We start from the raw sequence: 17456 nt of genomic DNA, 5'->3' as shown, positions 1-17456 counted from the left end.
TTGCTTTAAACCCACGACTAAAGTCTTTATTCCCTTCTTCCTTTTGCCATCTTCCCTCTGCCTTTTTTGTAAAACCCACGTCTTTTCAGGGTGGAATTTGACACTCCCAGGGCTTAAAGGCAGTGGGAGTGTCAACAATCAATTGACTATGCAAGAGGTTTGGGAATCATACCCAGTCGTTCTAACATCTGTTCATCGTGAGAGCGAGTTGGGTTGGGTGCCGTCAGCAAGACAGGGCCGGTAAAGATCGAGTTAGCACCGGCAAGCATACATAGAGCTTGCAATTCGTCACTCATCTGCACCCGACCGGCAGAAAGACGCACCATAGCTTTAGGAAATAAGATGCGAGTCGTTGCGATCGTTCGTACTAGTTCAATCGAATCGATGGGTGGGGCATCTTCTAAGGGAGTGCCTTTGACCGGAATCAAGCAGTTAATCGGAATGGACTCTGGAACCGGATCGAGTCTACCAAGGGCTTCGAGTAAATCAAGGCGGTCTTGCAGGGATTCTCCCATCCCTAGAATGCCACCACAGCAGACGGAAATGCCAGCCGCACTGACCGCTTGGATCGTTTCTAGGCGGTCTTTATAGGTGCGCGTCGTGATGATTTGATCGTAGTAGGAGGGCGAGGTATCCAGGTTGTGATTGTAAGCCTTTAAGCCAGCCGCTTTGAGACGTTCAGCTTGGTGAGGCTTAAGCATACCGAGAGTACAACAAACTTCCATGTCGAGAGCGGCGACTTGACGCACCATGTCCAGAACGCGCTCGAACTGGGGGCCATCTTTGACTTCTCGCCAAGCGGCACCCATGCAAAACCGTGTAGAACCATTGGCTTTCGCGGCTTGTGCCTCAGCGACTACCGCCTCAACACTCATCAATTCTTGCGGGATGAGTCCTGTTTTGTTGCGAACACTCTGGGAGCAGTAGGCGCAGTCTTCGGGACAGGCACCGGTTTTGATGTTGCAGAGGGTGCAAAGCTGAACGGCGTTGGGGTCGTGGTGTTCCCGGTGGGTGCGCTGAGCCTCGAAGAGTAAGTCGGGTAGGGGCTGGTGGTAGATTTGCGTGATGCGATCGCGCGTTGCGGACATGGTACACATCTAAGCTGGGGGTCAATTGGAAGCGACTTTTATGCTCCTAGTCAAGATTACCAGCCCGATAGCCCTGAACTCTAAAAGCGATTCGATCCTTCCCGACAACCCGTCAATCCGATGGTTGAGGTTGTCAACAGCATCAGCTTCACCCATCAAAGGCATCTTAGACTACCACGGTCAGCGCCAAAGTGCGATCGCTTTTCTCCTTAAGCAAAATTTTCGATTTCCCTCTTGATTCTCCAGTCGGCTGGAGAATGCAACATAGTTTTTAGAGGCAAAGGGGATAGACCCTTGCTGAGAAATTGATGTCTTAAATAAGGAGAGACGCGATGGATAACGCAACGCTCAAACTCCGAGGGATGGGTTGTGCCTCCTGTGCCAACAGTATCGAAGAGGCTATTCGTTCAGTGCCCGGTGTCAACGAATGTTATGTAAATTTTGGTGCAGAACAAGCCACTGTTATCTATGACCCGCAAACAACTAATTTGGAGGAAATTCAGAATGCCGTCGATGCAGCCGGATACTCTGCTCATCCCCTCCAAGAACAAGACTTTTTGAGTGGGGACGATGATACTGAAAAAGCAACTCGTCTAACAGAATCGCGTGCCTTGGCACGTAAGCTTTGGGTCGCTGGCATCATCAGCCTACTACTAGTTGTTGGCTCACTACCGATGATGACGGGAATGAGTCTGTCCTTGCTCCCAACGTGGCTGCACAATCCCCTGTTTCAGTTAGTGCTGACAACACCAGTATTGTTTTGGTGTGGAGCATCTTTCTTTATTAATGCCTGGAAAGCTCTCAAACGCCACACGGCAACGATGGATACATTGGTAACGATTGGTACCGGTGCGGCCTATCTTTATTCTCTTTTTCCTACGTTCTTTGCTGAATATTTCACAAGTAGAGGATTACGCGCTGATGTCTACTACGAAGCAGCTACAGTCATCGTCACTCTGATTTTGTTGGGACGATTGTTGGAGAATCGCGCCAAGGGACAAACCTCACAAGCCATTCGCTCTCTTGTGGGATTGCAAGCCAAAACGGCTCGCATTATTCGCCAGGGTAGAGAGGTAGACATTCCCATTGCTGAAGTGGTGGTGGGAGATGTGATTCTGGTTCGTCCTGGCGAAAAGATTCCGGTGGATGGAAAAATTGTTGATGGCTCCTCAACGATTGATGAAGCAATGGTGACGGGCGAAAGTGCGCCTGTGAAAAAACAGCCTGGTGATGAAGTCATTGGGGCTACGATTAACAAAACTGGAAGCTTCAAGTTCCAAGCCACACGAGTTGGGAAAGATACATTCCTGGCTCAAATTGTGAAGCTAGTCCAGCAAGCTCAAGGCTCTAAAGCACCCATTCAACGATTAGCAGACCGAGTAACGGGATGGTTTGTACCTGCCGTGATTGCCATTGCGATCGCTACTTTCATTATTTGGTACAACATCATGGGGAATGTCACGATGGCGTTAATCACAACCGTGGGCGTTTTAATTATTGCTTGTCCTTGTGCGCTAGGTTTAGCCACACCAACCTCCATCATGGTGGGTACCGGTAAAGGGGCAGAAAATGGCATCCTGATTAAAGGTGCAGAAAGTCTGGAACTTGCACACCAATTGCAAACCATTGTCCTCGACAAAACGGGCACCATTACACAAGGCAAGCCGACTGTCACCGATTTTGTGACGGTCAATGGTACGGCAAATCGTAATGAACTCCAACTTTTGTGCTTAGCAGCATCTGTTGAGCGGAATTCAGAACATCCCTTGGCTGAAGCGGTAGTGCAGTATGCCCAATCCCAAGGTGTGGAATTAACTGATACCCAAGAATTTCAAGCAATAGCAGGTAGCGGTGTACAAGGATATGTATCCAATCAATTCGTACAAATTGGGACGCGCCGTTGGATGACTGAATTGGGTATTGATACAAGCGCTTTGCCAACGCCTTGGGAGCAGCTGGAATATCTCGGTAAAACCGTGATTTGGATGGCAGTTAATGGCAAAATTCAAGCAATTATGGGTATTGCCGATGCGGTGAAACCCTCTTCTGTCAGTGCCATTCGTACTTTACAACGCATGGGATTGTCCGTAGTTATGTTGACTGGAGACAACAGCCGCACTGCTAACGTAATTGCGCGTGAGGTTGGGATTAAACGAGTCTTTGCTGAAGTTCGTCCTGAGCAAAAAGCTGCAACGGTTGAGACACTTCAGTCTGAAAGGAAGATCGTAGCAATGGTGGGGGATGGTATTAATGACGCACCCGCTTTAGCACAAGCCGATGTTGGTATGGCAATTGGAACAGGAACCGATGTTGCGATCGCTGCTAGTGATATTACCCTGATTTCTGGTGATTTACAAGGCATTGTTACCGCGATTCAACTGTCTCGCGCCACGATGCGAAACATCAAACAAAATTTGTTCTTTGCCTTCATCTACAACGTGGCAGGAATACCAATCGCCGCTGGCATTCTCTTCCCTATCTTTGGTTGGCTCTTAAGTCCCATTATTGCAGGTGCAGCAATGGCGTTTAGTTCGGTTTCAGTGGTTGCAAATGCGCTGCGTCTGCGTAATTTTCAACCCAAAATTCTGGGTTAAGTGCATCATTCATTAAAGGAGAAATAACGATGTTTAAGAAAGTTACGTTTTTCGGGGCATTAGCAGGATTTGGATTTCTGTTAGGGGTAATTTCCGGGACGATTGCCGCCGAAATGCCAACTGAACACTCCACTCCCAAAACTACTCAATTCCAACATATCGAACAACCCTTAATCAACAAAATTGCGGTGAGTCTGGGTGGATTGGGATTAATTGGTTTAGAACTCTGGTGGTTCTTGCTGAGTAAGCCGAAGTCTCAGAAAGCTGAATTAGCAGGTGGAGGAATTCAAGAAGTGACGGTTAATGTTGATGGCGGTTATGAACCGAGTCGCATTGTCGTGCAAGCCGGTCAACTTGTGCGGCTGAACTTCTTCCGTAAAGATAAAAGCAGTTGTTTGGAACAGGTACTCATTCCCGATTTTCACATCGCAGTTCATTTACCGCTTAATGAAGTGACGGCTGTGGAGTTCATGCCTGAACAAGCAGGAGATTATGTTTTTACCTGCGGTATGAATATGTTTCGCGGTGCCCTAGAAGTACAGGCATCCAATAGTTCGAGTAAAGAGAACTTCTTCGCCCAAATCCCAGCGTGAGTGAGGTAAAAGGAAGCGCCCAGTATAAGCAGATTGCCGCGATTGGTTGCTAGCAAAGAAATACATTCGTGTGCAATACTCATCATTTCTCAAATACTGGGCGCTGTTTGTACCTTCGGTAGCTTTATTCGATATGGCCTACCCTCTTGTCTCTCCAGCCCACTGGATAATTTAGGATAAACTTAGAAATTAAATTGAGGATGAGAGTCGTTAAGGATGTTAGCCCAAGAAACACTAAAACAAATTGGTTCAGTCGCCAAGGAAAGTGGCGTCCCCATTAAAACGATTCGCTACTATGAGGAACTAGGTTTACTGAAGTCATCGGGAAGAACGGAGGGTGGATTTAGATTATTCAACTCCGATGTTTTTGCGCGTTTAAGTTTTATCAAACGTGCCCAGAGTCTAGGATTGAGTTTGTCAGAAATCAAGGAATTTCTGGCTGTTCACGACCAAGGTGACTTACCTTGCGATCGCATTAAGGTGAAGCTGAACGATAAAATTGACGAAATCGATCGCCAAATCCAACAGTTACAGGTTTTGAAGCTGGAGTTAGTCGGATTACTTTCGGGATGGGAAACCATACCAGAAACACTGGAAGCAACCATTTGTCCAATTATTCAAGGAATTTAAGCAATTAGATTTCTTTTAAACTTACTATATAACCTAATCAAGAGGGGATGCTATCCAACATGGTTAGGCTGATGCACCATCTTTAAAGTTAGTTTCATTTTCCATTAATTTAATAAATTGTGAAATATGTTTAATCGAGCGAATGTGATAAACACTTTTGCTGCTTTGAGCCTGATCGATATACTCACGAGATTTTGGGGCCAAATATTTGTGACATAACCAAAGCACGCGGTAGCTAGTGAGGGAACTCCTCAAGATTGGACTTTTTTGGGGCCAGCCTTCTGGCGGTTTAAAGTAACCTGTGATTAGCCGTTTAGTTACCCAATTGATGCGAACCGTCCCTTGACCGTACCTTGGTAGCAGAAGTGGGGGCGCGTGTTGGTGAGGAAAAGGGAGACGGAGCGATCGTGTCGGCTGGAGTGGGACTGCGCCAGCAGGTAGGCTATCAGAGTGTTATCGATATTGGTCTAAAAGGCAACTTGGCGACTGGCAACGGTGAACGTAGCGAGGTGCGTTTGGTTACTGGCTATTCATTTTCTTTTTGACGGCAACACCCACATACTATGTTTGGGTTGGGGCAACCGTAGGTTAACTAACCTATAGTTGCCCCCTTGAATCAAGTTGATGCCATTACCTGATTACTAGTTACCCTGTAGACGCTGTTGCCGTTGTTGCTGCCACTGGGAGCGCATTTGCTCCATTTGTTGCCGCTGCTCAGGCGTCAGAACCTGCTCCATGCGGGCTTTTTGTGATTCCATAATCTGTTTGATGCTGGCTTCCTGCTCTGCTGTCAGATTCAGGGCTGCCATCTTACCCCCGCGCCGTCCTTGACGAGCTTGCTCTTGACCGTTTTGCCCTTGACGGTTTTGCTTCATCGTTTCCATCTGTGCGCGTTGCTCTGGGGTGAGGACTTCTTGAATCTGGGCGCGAGTCTCTTCCTTGATTTGACGCATTTGCTCTTTTTGGGCATCGGTTAGATTGAGCTTCGCCCATTTACCTTCTTTACCTTGGCGTTGAGCTTGCGCCATTAATAGCTTCACGGATGGGTTAGCTTGGGCGTTGACAGCGAAGGGAGCTGCAACAGCACCAAGAACAAGCACTCCCGCTAGCATTGGCATCAGTTTGATTTTCATTGTGGCCTCGTTGAGTATCGCTTGAGTTTGATGCCCTCATCATAGGAATTCGCACACTTGAAGCACATGAGGAGAAAGTCATGAATTCCAGCATGACTTTTGTCATAAACAACTTGGGGAAGAAAGTGACGAGCCGTTTTATCCTCAGACAATTTAACGTAGGGTTAGGTCTTTAACCTATTCCTGTGAGCCGCCCCATCCAAGTCCAAAATCATCCCTTTCGGTTTCTGCTCTACCTAGAGTGGATGCTGCTATTCGTTGCTATTTTTACTGAACTGATTCCCTCGCCTCATCAACGATTTTTCCGCTTACCCGAACTCACCGTTTCATTGATTATTGGCTTTGGGTTGATGGGATTGAGATTACCCACGGGTCAGCAACGTTACAAGATTCTCTACACACTTGTAGAAGTTTTCCTGATTTTACTCACGTCAATTACGGGTGGTAGAACAGTCCGACTTTTTCCTTTACTCTACCTAATTGTGGTGACTCGCAGTTGCTTAATTTTTCAACTGCCCGGTCGTTTGGGGGTGACAGGTTTATCATTTTCTTTGTTTTTGCTAACCTTACTCCGCCGCTTTCAACGCATACCCACCTCACCCCTTTTACAGGAGCGATTGCAGTTTTTTATTCTCGGGTATGCGCTCTTATTTGGATTGACCTTCGTGTTTGTCTTACTATCGATGAATTCAATGGTTGCCGAGCGTCAGAGCCGAGAAAAACTAGCGATCGCCAATGAAAAACTGCGACAGTACGCCCTACGCATTGAAAACCAAGCGATCCTGCAAGAACGGAACCGCATTGCTCGTGACATTCATGATTCCTTAGGGCACTCCCTAACCGCCCTCAATATTCAGCTCGAAACCGCCGTGAAGCTTTGGCAATCCAATCCTGACAAGGCAAAAACCTTTTTGGCACGGGCGAAAGAACTCGGTTCTCAATCGCTTCAAGAGGTACGACAATCCGTCTCTACCATGCGCTCCGACCCGGTGCAAGGGCGTCCCCTCGAAGACGCGATCGCCTATTTAGCAGAAGAACTTCAGCGCTCAACGGGTATCTCTGCCAGTTGTAGCCTGCTTGTAGCCCGTCCCCTCCCGGCTGAGCTGCACACGGCTGTCTATCGAATTGTCCAAGAATCATTGACAAATATTTGTAAATATGCAGGCGCAAGCGAAGTCAAAATTCAGCTAAAAGCCACCACAGACGAGCTGGACTTAATCATTCAGGATAATGGCAGAGGATTTAATGTCGAAACCAATACAACGGGTTTTGGCTTGCAAGGTATGCGGGAACGCACTCTGGCCTTGGGGGGTCAGTTACTGATTGATAGTCAACCCGGCGCTGGATGCCGAATTAGCGCTCATTTTCCCTTACCCCAGCTATAAAAGAGAAAAAATTCATCCTCGATAGCGCTATGTTAGCCCTGCTGCCTGACCCATTAATGACGACTGACTCATGAACATGATTCGGATATTGCTTGTAGATGACCAGAGTTTAATTCGTCAAGGATTGAGAGCATTATTAGAACTAGAGCCGGATTTAGAAGTCGTGGGAGAAGCAGAGAACGGGCAAAGTGCGATCGCGCTCGTCGAAACCTTAAACCCAGATGTCTTGCTCCTGGATATTCGGATGCCTGTGATGGATGGAGTTGCTGTCACGCGAGAAATTGGTCAACGCTTTACTGACACAAAAGTCTTAGTGCTAACCACGTTTGATGATGAGCAATATGTCGCACAGGCGCTGCACTATGGGGCAAAAGGCTATTTGCTCAAAGACACTCCTTCTGAAGAGTTAGCGGCAGCGATTCGAGCCGTTTACAAAGGTTACACCCAACTGGGGCCAGGATTGTTTGAAAAGGCGATGCAAAAAGTTCCTGCTCCTCCTACTAGTCCTCCAGCCGGTTGGGAACAGTTAACGCCGAGAGAAAAGGAAGTCTTAAAGCTAATTGCCGCCGGTGCTAGTAACCGCGAGATTGCAGAATCACTCTACATTTCCGAAGGAACCGTGAAAAATCATGTGACACGTATTCTCAATCAGTTAGGTTTGCGCGATCGCACCCAGGCCGCCATTTTAGCTCACTCCTTTTTGCACTAAGCTGACGCGCATCTAAAGTGTGATAATGCAAGCGCCTGAAACCATTTGCTGCCTTAGATTGCCCTGTAACACTAAATAACGAGCAGCTTAGTGCAGACTCACAGAAAATCATCCACCCGTTTTTTGTAGGTGTTTGTCCCATCCCCGTATGAACTCCGGCCCCAGTCTTCCACGACCTTCCTCATCTCCAGTCTCTTCCCTTCATTTTCTTAAGCAACTCTGTGACAGATATCACAAAAGGATGTATTTCCGAGTCACACTTTATCTCTCTTAGGGATCACAGTGAAATCTTGCTAAAAAGTTCATATTAGTTACATACAAAATCCCTTTGGTAAAGATAATATGTCAGCCCAACTCTTTTGCTCTGCGATTAGCATCGAAGAGCGCGTTGCCCAAATCTTGATGGAACGAAGAGTTACTTATACCGATCAGCAGATGCTCAGGTGGGCTTTAGTATCTCAACAGGATCTTGATGAGCAAGAGCGGACACTGATTGATCGGGTATTTTACGGTGTGCGCCATGGCTTACTCAGAGTAGTCGAATCCCTTGACTAGTAATATCAATATAAAATAGCAGGTTCTGCTACATTAAGAAATAGCAAGACACTACTTATCGTTGGATTTAGAAACCGTCAAAAGATTTTCCAGAAAGCTAATGTTTTACTTCTGAAAGATTGAGCGGTCAATCATCTATTTATTTAGGTCAAATTTGAACAAAATGAAACAATTCAATACCTTCTTAATGAGTACAGCTAATGTAGCGTAAAAAAAGAAGTCAGCCCTCTACCCCTTACAGGAAGCCACTTGAGTCAGTCACTGTCCTCGAATTTATTAAGAATTGACTCCAATTTTTTGTTAAATTTTACGTTTACTTTTTACCGATTTTAACTTATCTTTTGAATTAATATTTGTTTACCAATCTTTGAAAAAGTAAACTAATTTTTATCAAAAAACAAGGAAGAATAGAAATAGGATTTTTTGATAAAAGCCACGAGCATATCCTCTAACTTATGAGAGGAAATAAAGATAATTATGTTGAAAAAACATTCATGTCCTTGTTGTTCACAACCCTTACTTAGACATATTTCTTTCAAAAGAAGCTTCTGGTTTTGTAGCCACTGTCACCAAGAAATGCCAGACTTAGCTAACTGGCAAGACGCTCAAGTAAGTCAGCAGCATTGGCTCAGTAAGAATATACCTGTTCGCCAACCCAGGAAAGAAGAATTACAGCACAGTGCAACCTTGTCCTCCCTAGGGTTATCACAAAAATTTTCAGAATTACTAGAAGAATCTCACTTCGCGGCGCGATGTCCCTGAGTTTTATAGCAGTCGCCAAGGCAAAAGATTGACTCTCACCCAATACTGAAACCTTGAGCCGTCAATCTTTTGCCATTTGCCTTCTGCCTCCTCGTATGAACTCCAATACCTCCTCATCCTCACTAAAGTCCTCGTATGAGCTCCGGCGGTCGCTCCGGTGCCTTTGGCTATACAAGGAGGCAGATGTTTAGGTGACGCATCCCCAAAAAATCTTGCCATTAGCCATTACCAGAAATTACGTAACGTGACACTTGGCGAGTGGAAAATGTAGGTTTTAAGGTTCAAAATCTGAGTTTTACGTCAGGAAAAATAATGCGGTCTTTTGTAAGGTGGGTCATGCCCACCTTACGGGTCATTTATGCCCCTAACAGACTTCTTTTGGGTTATGCCCTAAGCCGAAACAGGAACTATACTCGGTCAGTTTGGCAATAGATTGTACCATTGGGCATGATTGCACCTTCCAAGGAGGCTTCACTTAAATTGGCTCCCTCTAAATTGGCTCCAATTAAATTGGCTTCATTCAGATTAGTGCTACTGAGATTAGCATTGGTTAAATAAGTGAGTAACAAACCCGATCGCAGCAAATTGGCCTGGCTTAAGTTGGCGTCCAGCAAATTAGCCTCAAGCAGATTCGCACCCGACAAATTCGCTTTAGACAAATTCGCTTTGTGCAAGTTGGCTTTACTCAGTTCTGCTCCTCGTAAGTTAGCCTTCTTCAGCAGCACTTCAGCCAGGTTCGCTCGCGTTAGATTTGCTCCTTGCAAGTCAGCGCCACTCAAATCAGCATGGCTTAAATTGGCCTCCCGCAAATCAGCGCCACTCAGATTCGCCCCACTCAGATTCGCCCCACTCAGATTCGCCCCTTTGAGATCGGCTTCACTTAGATCAGCCTCTTCCAGATTAGCCCGACGCAAGTTCACTCGATTCAAATAAGCCCGAATCAAACTCGCTCCACTCAGGTTGGCTTCACTCAAATCAGCTTCACCAAGAATGGCTCGATTTAATATGGCCTTTTTCAAATCCGCTTGGACGAGAATAGCTCGGCTTAATGTTGCTCCAGTCAAGTTTACTTTTGTCAGTTTTGCCCCTTTGATCAAGGCCCCAATCAGGCTGGTACCGATCAAAGTAGCCCATTTCAAGTCGGCTCCCGATAGCAATGCACCCGATAAAATGGCTCCACTCAAATCTGCTTCACTCAAAATGGCCTGAGTCAGGTCTGCTCGTGAGAGAGTGGTTTCAATGAGTTGTGCTTTTGTGAAATTGGCTACCCTCAAATCGGCATTGCTGAGATTCGCTCTAATTAGCTTAGTCTTTGTTAAATTAGCCCCATTCAGATGGGCTGAACTGAGATTGATCCGATTGAGATTAGAGCCACTTAAATCGACTCCACTGAGTTTGGCACCTGAAAAATTTCGTTCTCCTGTTTCGTGCCGACTCAAAAGTTCGCTTTCAGTTGAAAATTCGCTTGCTTTCATAAATTTTGCCTGATTTTCCTTGCTGTTTATCAGCTCCAGGCTCGACCTGATTTTCTTAAAAGAACGCTCAGGTGGCAAAGGTTAGCTAATAACTCCTTGGAACTTACTAAGGTTGAGTAATTGAGTAATGTTTGACCAAAAGAAGATTAGTGTGTCAAGACGTTGATTTTAGATTCTTTGTGCAATCTAAGAACTATCAATCGTTTTTGACTCATGGCTCAATTAAAAATCTCAAGCCATGCAATGAATGAAAAAATGATCAGAGCAGAGGAAAACGAATAGGATTTTATTAAGAAAGTAGAGTTTACTTAAAGACTTTTGCTCAGTTAAGAGCTAGCCTTTTCACTCTCTCAACGGCTAAGAGTTATCTCCCGCTCGAACATCAGTGAGTTATCTCAAGCTGAGCGCAGGAAATCTTCCCTAGCCATAGGGACTCTCGATAGAGTCATGATTGATGGTGTCCATAACCTCTGTGAAACAAAGAAAGCTGTTTTCAGGCGACTCAGCTTATGTCACCTCCCTCATATCCTGCACTAATTTGATCAGACGGAATCACAGAAGAACTTCCGTCTGTATTTGGGTTTACCCAATGCCTGCTGTCACAACCGCTACAAAAACCCTTCCCAGAACAGCTGGTTTTGCTTCCAGCCAGGTCTCGGCATCAAACTGGAAAAGTCTCTTGTCTTAAATGCCCCGGTGGACTTGACTGCTGCTCCCAAGTCTTGGCTCGGCGTCATACAGTTGGATCAGGATTGTGTTCCGTTTAGCTAGTGCTTACTGAATAATCTGTCTTTAGAACTATAACGTGCTTTAAACAAAGCGCCAGGTTTGGCACTCATCCGTTCCAATCCTACAGAAGCACTCTAAGTGCAAAGATCGTGGGCATGGTCAATTGAATGTGCCCTCGAACGGCAAGAAGCCAATTCTAAAAAACCTATTCTATAAAGATAAGGGTTGCGTGTCAGCGTCGGCAAGCTACAGTTACCATTTTCAACGTTTTGTGCTATTCAACTCCAAGAACGGACTCTATTAGCGACATAGGAGATAGCCTGTGATTGACTTTGATTCCTTGATTCCTGAGGAACTACTGCTTGCGCCCCCACATCCCCTGGAGCAGAATTTGGAATTGTCGATTCCTGATCATCGGAGTGCTTCTGTGCAAGAAATCCGGGAGATACAGCGGCGAGAACACATTCCTGGAGTCGTCAAACGTCTTGTTTTTTTTGATGCCGATACCTTTTGGGAATACTGGTGGTGTGTACCCGGTCGTATGCTTTTACCAGAAGATGTGGAACTCTTAGCTCGTGATCTCCCCCGTGTAGAGAGCATCGTCGCTCAACTGATTTGGCTGTTTGGAGGATTCTGCTTCACTCAAGACAGCCACCGTGATGGTGAACAAATCCCAATGCATGACTGGCCAGATGTGATCAAATTTGCTCAGCAGCAAGGATTCGAGTCTTATTTGCTGGATATCGACTTTCTGCCTCTGGCCATTAAGCACGATTTTCGGCATTCCAACTCTGATGAAACAGACTCTCAATCCTCTCATATTGCCGTTGAACCCGCACACTGGCATATTGAATTTTTGCAGCTTATCCCTACTCTAGGTGGGTTTGAACTGCAAAATCAAAAGACGGTTTGTAGTTGTCAAATCTGGACCGGAAAACCCTTTTTAAAGCATCTAGCTTCGGGCATATCTTCAGCTCGTTATGACTTATGGGTTGCCCGTCCTATGGACATTACCCAACCCTCTTGGCTCAAGTAGTCTATATCACAAACGTATATTCAGCTTTATGTTAAGCTGAAGTGCTTAAACTTAATTACTGAAATAAGGCTTTCAATTTTGTTCACATGAAAGCCTGCCTCTTGTGCCGATGACAAAAACTACAGGGTTAGCACCAAAAACATTAGGTTATTGGGCGTATCTAGCTATCGAAAAACACTTTCAAAAAACGCTTAAATACGAAAGCGACGTTCTCGCCGACAAAGACCCAGAAGCTTTACATCAAATGCGCGTCGGGATGCGCCGTCTGCGTACAGCCGTTCATGGTTTTGCCCCCGCCCTCTCACTCCCAACAGCCGCTCAAGAGAAAAAAATTGCCAAAATTGCCCGACAATTAGGTGAGTTACGGGATATCGATGTACTGCAAGACACCCTGAAAAATCAGTACCTCCCGACCCTACCGCCCTCCGAACAAGACGCTCTCAAAAAAGTTTTGGCAACCCTCAAAAAGCAGCGTCAAAAATCATTAGAGCTGGTTCAAACAACTCTCAAAGAGGGACGCTATGAGGAACTCAAACAGGGGTTTCAAAACTGGCTAAACCAACCGAGTTATGGGGAATTTGCGGAATTTCCCATTGATGAGATTTTGCCAGAATTGCTCCTACCCCTCGTGAGTCAATTTTTGCTTCATCCAGCTTGGCTCGTCGGCGTAAAGCTGACGGATGGAGAGATTGCTGCTCCCAGCGGCCTGAATTCAGAAATCGTGGTGCAGCTTTTAACCGCGCATGGAGATAGTCTTCATAGCTTGCGGAAACAAGCCAAGCGAGTGCGCTATCAGATGGAACTCTTTACAGACTTCTATCCCTCTACTTATGAGGATTATGTCAAAGACATCAAAAATATCCAAAGCATTTTGGGGCACATTCAAGACAGTTTCGTATTAGCTGAATTTTTGAAAGCAAGCCTAGATTCAGGAAATATCGCTCAACTGCCAACGATGGCTAGTCAGTTCACAGAAGCGCGTTACCAAGCTTGGCAGGAGTGGCGGCCTTTACAGCAGCGATATCTCAATCCCAAAACCCGAAGAGATTTGCATCAGACCTTGCTCAAACCTGTTGCTCCAAAAACACCTTAGGATTCAAGACAAGTGAGGAATTGCCCTGGCTGGCAGACTAAGTGCTTAATCTTGGGATTACCCAGCCTTTACCTGGGTGGCTTACAGTAGGGCTGGCAATCTACGCCAGTTGTACACAGCACCAAAAGAGTTGCACCTCATGCCCCAAGCTACCAGAGCAATTCTCGAACTCGAACACAATGAGTTAAGGGAAGGACGCCGCTTACATTTTTATGCCAAAGGCGAAGGCATCCCACTCGTTTCCCAGGGTGTCTGGCAGGTGTGCCAGGGACTCGTGCAGTTAAGTACACCATGCCTGAATGGTGAAGAGGTGTGGCTGGGTTGGGCAGACCCTTCCATGTTTTTTGGTCAGTGGTTCTCCTTGCTGCACTCTTACCAAGCAACAGCTCTGTCTGATGTTCATCTCATTTGGTTTTCTTTAGCAGAAATCAACGCTTCTGCACGCCTGTCTCAGATCGTTTTACCGCAGATGGTACGTCGGATGCGGCAGACAGAAGCGTTGCTCGCGATTTCAGGTCAGCGCCGGGTTGAAGAACGCTTGCAGCAACTGTTCTTGCTGATGAAGCAAGAAATGGGTGAACCGATGCCGGAAGGGACTCGTCTCAGAGTGCGTCTGACTCACCAGAACTTAGCCAATGCTATCGGCACCACACGAGTAACCGTCACACGACTCCTCAGCAAGCTGAAACGTGAAGGCGCAATTACTATCGATCGCGATCGCCATATTATCCTGACGGACAGCTTCAAAAATATTGCGGATTGGTGAGCGCCATTTACGAAAAAATCCTTTAGAATATCAGCTTCACATCTATTACAAATAGTGAGTTGCATTCTTTAGGAGTAAGGCTCTGTCTCTCGACGCTATTTCAATTCCCCCAGCTTCGGGTCAGACCCCCACTGGACTGATCGTAATCTTACACGGCTGGGGAGCCAACGCCCAAGATTTGGCTTCTCTCGTGCCCATGTTGAACCTGCCCAATTACCACTTCCTGCTTCCTAATGCTCCTTTTTCTCACCCTCAGGTAGCCGGAGGCAAGATGTGGTACGACTTAGCCAGGGAAGATTATAAGGGTTTAACCCTCAGCCAAGAACTGCTAGAAGAGTGGCTCAAGTCTTTAGAAAGTAGGACAGGCGTTCCCCTGGAGTCCACGATTTTGAGTGGCTTTTCCCAAGGTGGCGCGATGACCCTCGATGTCGGCTTAATGTTACCGCTAGGGGGTTTAATCTGTATGAGCGGCTATCTGCATCGAACACCGCAAGATATTGAGCCTCCTTTACCATCGGTCTTAATTGTGCATGGGAGACAAGATACGGTTGTGCCGATCACAGCAGCTCAAAGAGTACGAGATTATTTACTCAGCCTAGGGGCACCCATGCAGTACAAAGAATTTGAGATGGGGCATGAAATTCGACCCGATGTCATGGAGATCCTGCGGGAGTTTATTTTAGTTAATACTGGCTCCGCCCCAGCTTAAATCACGCCAAACCTAGAACAGTTACCGCATTCCTGCTTAGTTTCGAGCCAACTCGAAGGTGATTTGATTGACTTTTGTGAGGACAGCCTTAAAAATTCACACCACCTTCACTTAATACTTCGTAGTTTTCAACCGAGTCCTGTCAAGTAATAGGGATAATAGGATAAGCGGATGTTAAAGCTATTTAGCATTGGACATAGAGGCTAATCAAGGGAGGCGTGAGCAATGGCAACTTTAACCTTAACTATTCGGGAGCGCGATTTAATGGCTCTCACGGCAGATGACGTTGCAGAGCTAGCTGGACGTTTAGAACGGGATGATTACACGAATGCTTTTGAGGGACTCGACGATTGGCATTTACTGCGTGCCTTAGCATTTCAGCGTCCAGAGCTAATCGAACCCTATCTCTACTTGCTCGATCTAGAAGGCTACGATGAAGCCTGAGCCACTCCCTACTTCAAAAGCTCAAATCCAAAATCTAGGCTGGGAAGGCAGGCGAGTTCTAGTTGGTGTAGGCGGCGGCATCGCCGCCTATAAAGTTTGTCAGGTGATTTCTACCTTATTTAAATCAGGGGTAGACGTGAGAGTTATTCTCACGCAATCGGCTCAAGAATTTATTACTCCCTTAACATTAACCACACTTTCGCGTCATCCAGCTTATACAGACTCAGTTTTCTGGCAACCCACTCACACCCGCCCAGTGCATATTGAGTTAGGGGAATGGGCTGAGGTGTTTGTGATTGCTCCCCTGACGGCAAATACTTTGGGCAAGTTAGCCCATGGCTTAGCCGATAATTTGCTAACGAATACAGTACTCGCTTCTGGTTGTCCCGTCCTGTTGGCACCGGCGATGAATACCCAAATGTGGGAACAGCCGTCGGTGCAACGAAACTGGCAGCAATTGCTGAGTGACTCTCGATATCATCGTGTGGGGCCAGAGGCAGGATTGTTGGCGTGCGATCGCGTGGGTTCTGGACGCATGGCAGAACCCGATGAGATATTGGCCTCGGTGCGATCGCTCCTGCATACGAACGGTAAGCGCGATTTAGTCGGCAAGCGAGTTTTAATCAGCACTGGCGGAACCCAGGAATATCTTGACCCGGTTCGCTTCATTGGCAATCCTTCCACGGGTAAGATGGGGCTGGCGTTGGCACAAGCGGCATTGCACCGAGGAGCCACAGTAACCCTGGTTCACGCCCCCATCACCTGGGAGGTACCGTTAGGCATTCGAGCCATTGCGGTGGTGAGTGCAGCCCAGATGGGACAAGCGATGATGGAATGCTTCCCGGATGCAGATGTGATTGTGATGGCAGCAGCAGTGGCAGATGTAAAACCCGCTGAATATGCCCCGGAGAAGTTACCGAAAAAATTACTTCCCAATTCTTTACGCTTAGAACCTGTGCCGGATATCTTGGCAGAGTTGGGACACCGCAAACAGCCGCATCAACGCTTAATTGGATTTGCTGCACAAACTGGCGATATTGTCAAGCCTGCCTTAGAGAAATTGCGGAACAAGAAATTAGATGCGATCGCCGCTAATCCGATCGATAAACCTAACAGTGGTTTTGGTAGCGATACGAATCAAGCCATATTTCTCGATAAACAGGGACGTCAGGTAGAAATTTCACCTTGTAGTAAATTGCAACTCGCTCATCATTTGTTTGATTTTGTCAGTAGTATTCCAGGCGAGTAAGAGAGCAAAAACCAATCAAAAGACTATCAAGGATGAAGTATTAGAAAGTTTTGAGACTTCATCCTTTTTTACTGCCCCTAGGGAAAGGCAATTCGACCACTCCCCAAGTATGAACCTTGGGTATTCTCTCCTATCGGAAAAGCAGTAATTCCAAATAGTTCAGGGGGCGACAAGCGCCCTAAAATGCTTCCTGTATAAGCGTTATCGCCCTTATCCCTCGTTGATAAAATGCCTGCTTATTGCGAACAGAAGTGATTAATTCCTCCACCCAATCTTGACACTCATGAAAAGCAGCTATCCAATTGTAGCCATACAAACAATACCAAAAGTTGCTATGTCTTCGGCGAGTTCTGTGGGTTTCTTTTTGCCGACAAATATAGGAAGATTGACCTCCAGTTGAGGTGTGTTGACCCTGCAACCAAGCAGCAGACATAGCGAGGGCAATTAACAATACTAAACGGACTAATCTATCTGATGAAGCTTGTGAACCTTCGAGGTTATAGCCT

The 17456-nt window shown here is 46.4% G+C and carries 19 protein-coding genes; 15 read left to right on the top strand and 4 right to left on the bottom strand.

Going from position 1 to position 17456, the window contains the following annotated elements:
• Positions 1 to 146: 146 nt before the first annotated feature.
• The gene (bioB, locus tag NDI48_03310) at positions 147 to 1088 is read right to left on the bottom strand and encodes a biotin synthase BioB (GenBank protein ID MEP0830231.1); all 942 of its coding nucleotides are present in this window, start codon (positions 1086 to 1088) and stop codon (positions 147 to 149) included.
• Positions 1089 to 1128: 40 nt separating this feature from the next.
• On the opposite strand from bioB, the gene NDI48_03305 reads away from it, so the two are divergent.
• From NDI48_03305 to NDI48_03285, 5 genes are all read left to right on the top strand, one after another.
• Complete coding sequence (locus NDI48_03305; protein MEP0830230.1) at positions 1129 to 1326, top strand: hypothetical protein; 198 nt, start codon at positions 1129 to 1131, stop codon at positions 1324 to 1326.
• Positions 1327 to 1420: 94 nt separating this feature from the next.
• The gene (locus NDI48_03300; protein ID MEP0830229.1) at positions 1421 to 3682 is read left to right on the top strand and encodes a heavy metal translocating P-type ATPase; all 2262 of its coding nucleotides are present in this window, start codon (positions 1421 to 1423) and stop codon (positions 3680 to 3682) included.
• A 29-nt stretch (positions 3683 to 3711) separates the two neighbouring features.
• Entirely contained in the window at positions 3712 to 4275 is a 564-nt protein-coding gene (locus tag NDI48_03295) for a cupredoxin domain-containing protein (GenBank protein ID MEP0830228.1), read from the top strand.
• Positions 4276 to 4491: 216 nt separating this feature from the next.
• Positions 4492 to 4905 carry a heavy metal-responsive transcriptional regulator gene (locus tag NDI48_03290; GenBank protein ID MEP0830227.1) on the top strand — a complete coding sequence of 138 codons (414 nt, stop codon included), beginning with the start codon at positions 4492 to 4494 and terminating at the stop codon, positions 4903 to 4905.
• 353 nt (positions 4906 to 5258) lie between these two features.
• Entirely contained in the window at positions 5259 to 5450 is a 192-nt protein-coding gene (locus tag NDI48_03285) for a hypothetical protein (protein MEP0830226.1), read from the top strand.
• A 96-nt stretch (positions 5451 to 5546) separates the two neighbouring features.
• On the opposite strand, the gene NDI48_03280 is transcribed toward NDI48_03285, so the two are convergent.
• On the bottom strand, positions 5547 to 6038 hold the full coding sequence (locus tag NDI48_03280) for a hypothetical protein (protein ID MEP0830225.1): 492 nt from the start codon (positions 6036 to 6038) through the stop codon (positions 5547 to 5549).
• Positions 6039 to 6223: 185 nt separating this feature from the next.
• On the opposite strand from NDI48_03280, the gene NDI48_03275 reads away from it, so the two are divergent.
• The 4 genes from NDI48_03275 to NDI48_03260 all read left to right on the top strand — a co-directional run bounded on the left by NDI48_03275 (position 6224) and on the right by NDI48_03260 (position 9449).
• Positions 6224 to 7423 carry a sensor histidine kinase gene (locus tag NDI48_03275; GenBank protein MEP0830224.1) on the top strand — a complete coding sequence of 400 codons (1200 nt, stop codon included), beginning with the start codon at positions 6224 to 6226 and terminating at the stop codon, positions 7421 to 7423.
• A 76-nt stretch (positions 7424 to 7499) separates the two neighbouring features.
• Positions 7500 to 8132: a response regulator transcription factor gene (locus NDI48_03270; protein ID MEP0830223.1), complete on the top strand. Its 633-nt coding sequence runs from the start codon at positions 7500 to 7502 to the stop codon at positions 8130 to 8132.
• A 342-nt stretch (positions 8133 to 8474) separates the two neighbouring features.
• Positions 8475 to 8687 (top strand): hypothetical protein, encoded by a 213-nt coding sequence (locus NDI48_03265; GenBank protein ID MEP0830222.1) that lies wholly within the window; start codon positions 8475 to 8477, stop codon positions 8685 to 8687.
• Positions 8688 to 9263: 576 nt separating this feature from the next.
• Positions 9264 to 9449: a hypothetical protein gene (locus NDI48_03260; GenBank protein ID MEP0830221.1), complete on the top strand. Its 186-nt coding sequence runs from the start codon at positions 9264 to 9266 to the stop codon at positions 9447 to 9449.
• 407 nt (positions 9450 to 9856) lie between these two features.
• Here NDI48_03260 and NDI48_03255 read toward each other — a convergent pair whose 3' ends face one another.
• Entirely contained in the window at positions 9857 to 10924 is a 1068-nt protein-coding gene (locus NDI48_03255; GenBank protein ID MEP0830220.1) for a pentapeptide repeat-containing protein, read from the bottom strand.
• Positions 10925 to 11975: 1051 nt separating this feature from the next.
• Between NDI48_03255 and NDI48_03250 the strand changes: the two genes are divergently transcribed.
• The 6 genes from NDI48_03250 to coaBC all read left to right on the top strand — a co-directional run bounded on the left by NDI48_03250 (position 11976) and on the right by coaBC (position 16950).
• Complete coding sequence (locus NDI48_03250; GenBank protein ID MEP0830219.1) at positions 11976 to 12689, top strand: hypothetical protein; 714 nt, start codon at positions 11976 to 11978, stop codon at positions 12687 to 12689.
• 109 nt (positions 12690 to 12798) lie between these two features.
• Entirely contained in the window at positions 12799 to 13782 is a 984-nt protein-coding gene (locus NDI48_03245; GenBank protein ID MEP0830218.1) for a CHAD domain-containing protein, read from the top strand.
• Positions 13783 to 13921: 139 nt separating this feature from the next.
• Positions 13922 to 14548, top strand: coding sequence for a Crp/Fnr family transcriptional regulator (locus tag NDI48_03240; protein ID MEP0830217.1), 627 nt, complete (start codon positions 13922 to 13924; stop codon positions 14546 to 14548).
• A gap of 82 nt (positions 14549 to 14630) precedes the next feature.
• The gene (locus NDI48_03235) at positions 14631 to 15257 is read left to right on the top strand and encodes an alpha/beta hydrolase (protein ID MEP0830216.1); all 627 of its coding nucleotides are present in this window, start codon (positions 14631 to 14633) and stop codon (positions 15255 to 15257) included.
• A 225-nt stretch (positions 15258 to 15482) separates the two neighbouring features.
• On the top strand, positions 15483 to 15701 hold the full coding sequence (locus NDI48_03230; GenBank protein MEP0830215.1) for a DUF2555 domain-containing protein: 219 nt from the start codon (positions 15483 to 15485) through the stop codon (positions 15699 to 15701).
• Positions 15691 to 16950 (top strand): bifunctional phosphopantothenoylcysteine decarboxylase/phosphopantothenate--cysteine ligase CoaBC, encoded by a 1260-nt coding sequence (gene coaBC / locus NDI48_03225; GenBank protein ID MEP0830214.1) that lies wholly within the window; start codon positions 15691 to 15693, stop codon positions 16948 to 16950. Before NDI48_03230 ends, coaBC begins: the two co-directional genes overlap by 11 nt.
• 178 nt (positions 16951 to 17128) lie before the next feature.
• Here the strand turns inward: coaBC and NDI48_03220 are convergent.
• Positions 17129 to 17456: IS4 family transposase (locus NDI48_03220; GenBank protein ID MEP0830213.1), on the bottom strand; the 328-nt coding region annotated here is incomplete at its 5' end.

Origin of the sequence: Microcoleus sp. AS-A8 (assembly GCA_039962225.1) — a bacterium.
Taxonomy (GTDB): Bacteria; Cyanobacteriota; Cyanobacteriia; order Cyanobacteriales; family Coleofasciculaceae; genus Allocoleopsis.
The sequence above is the reverse complement of the archived record's forward strand: the minus strand, read 5'-3'. Positions and strand labels throughout refer to the sequence as shown.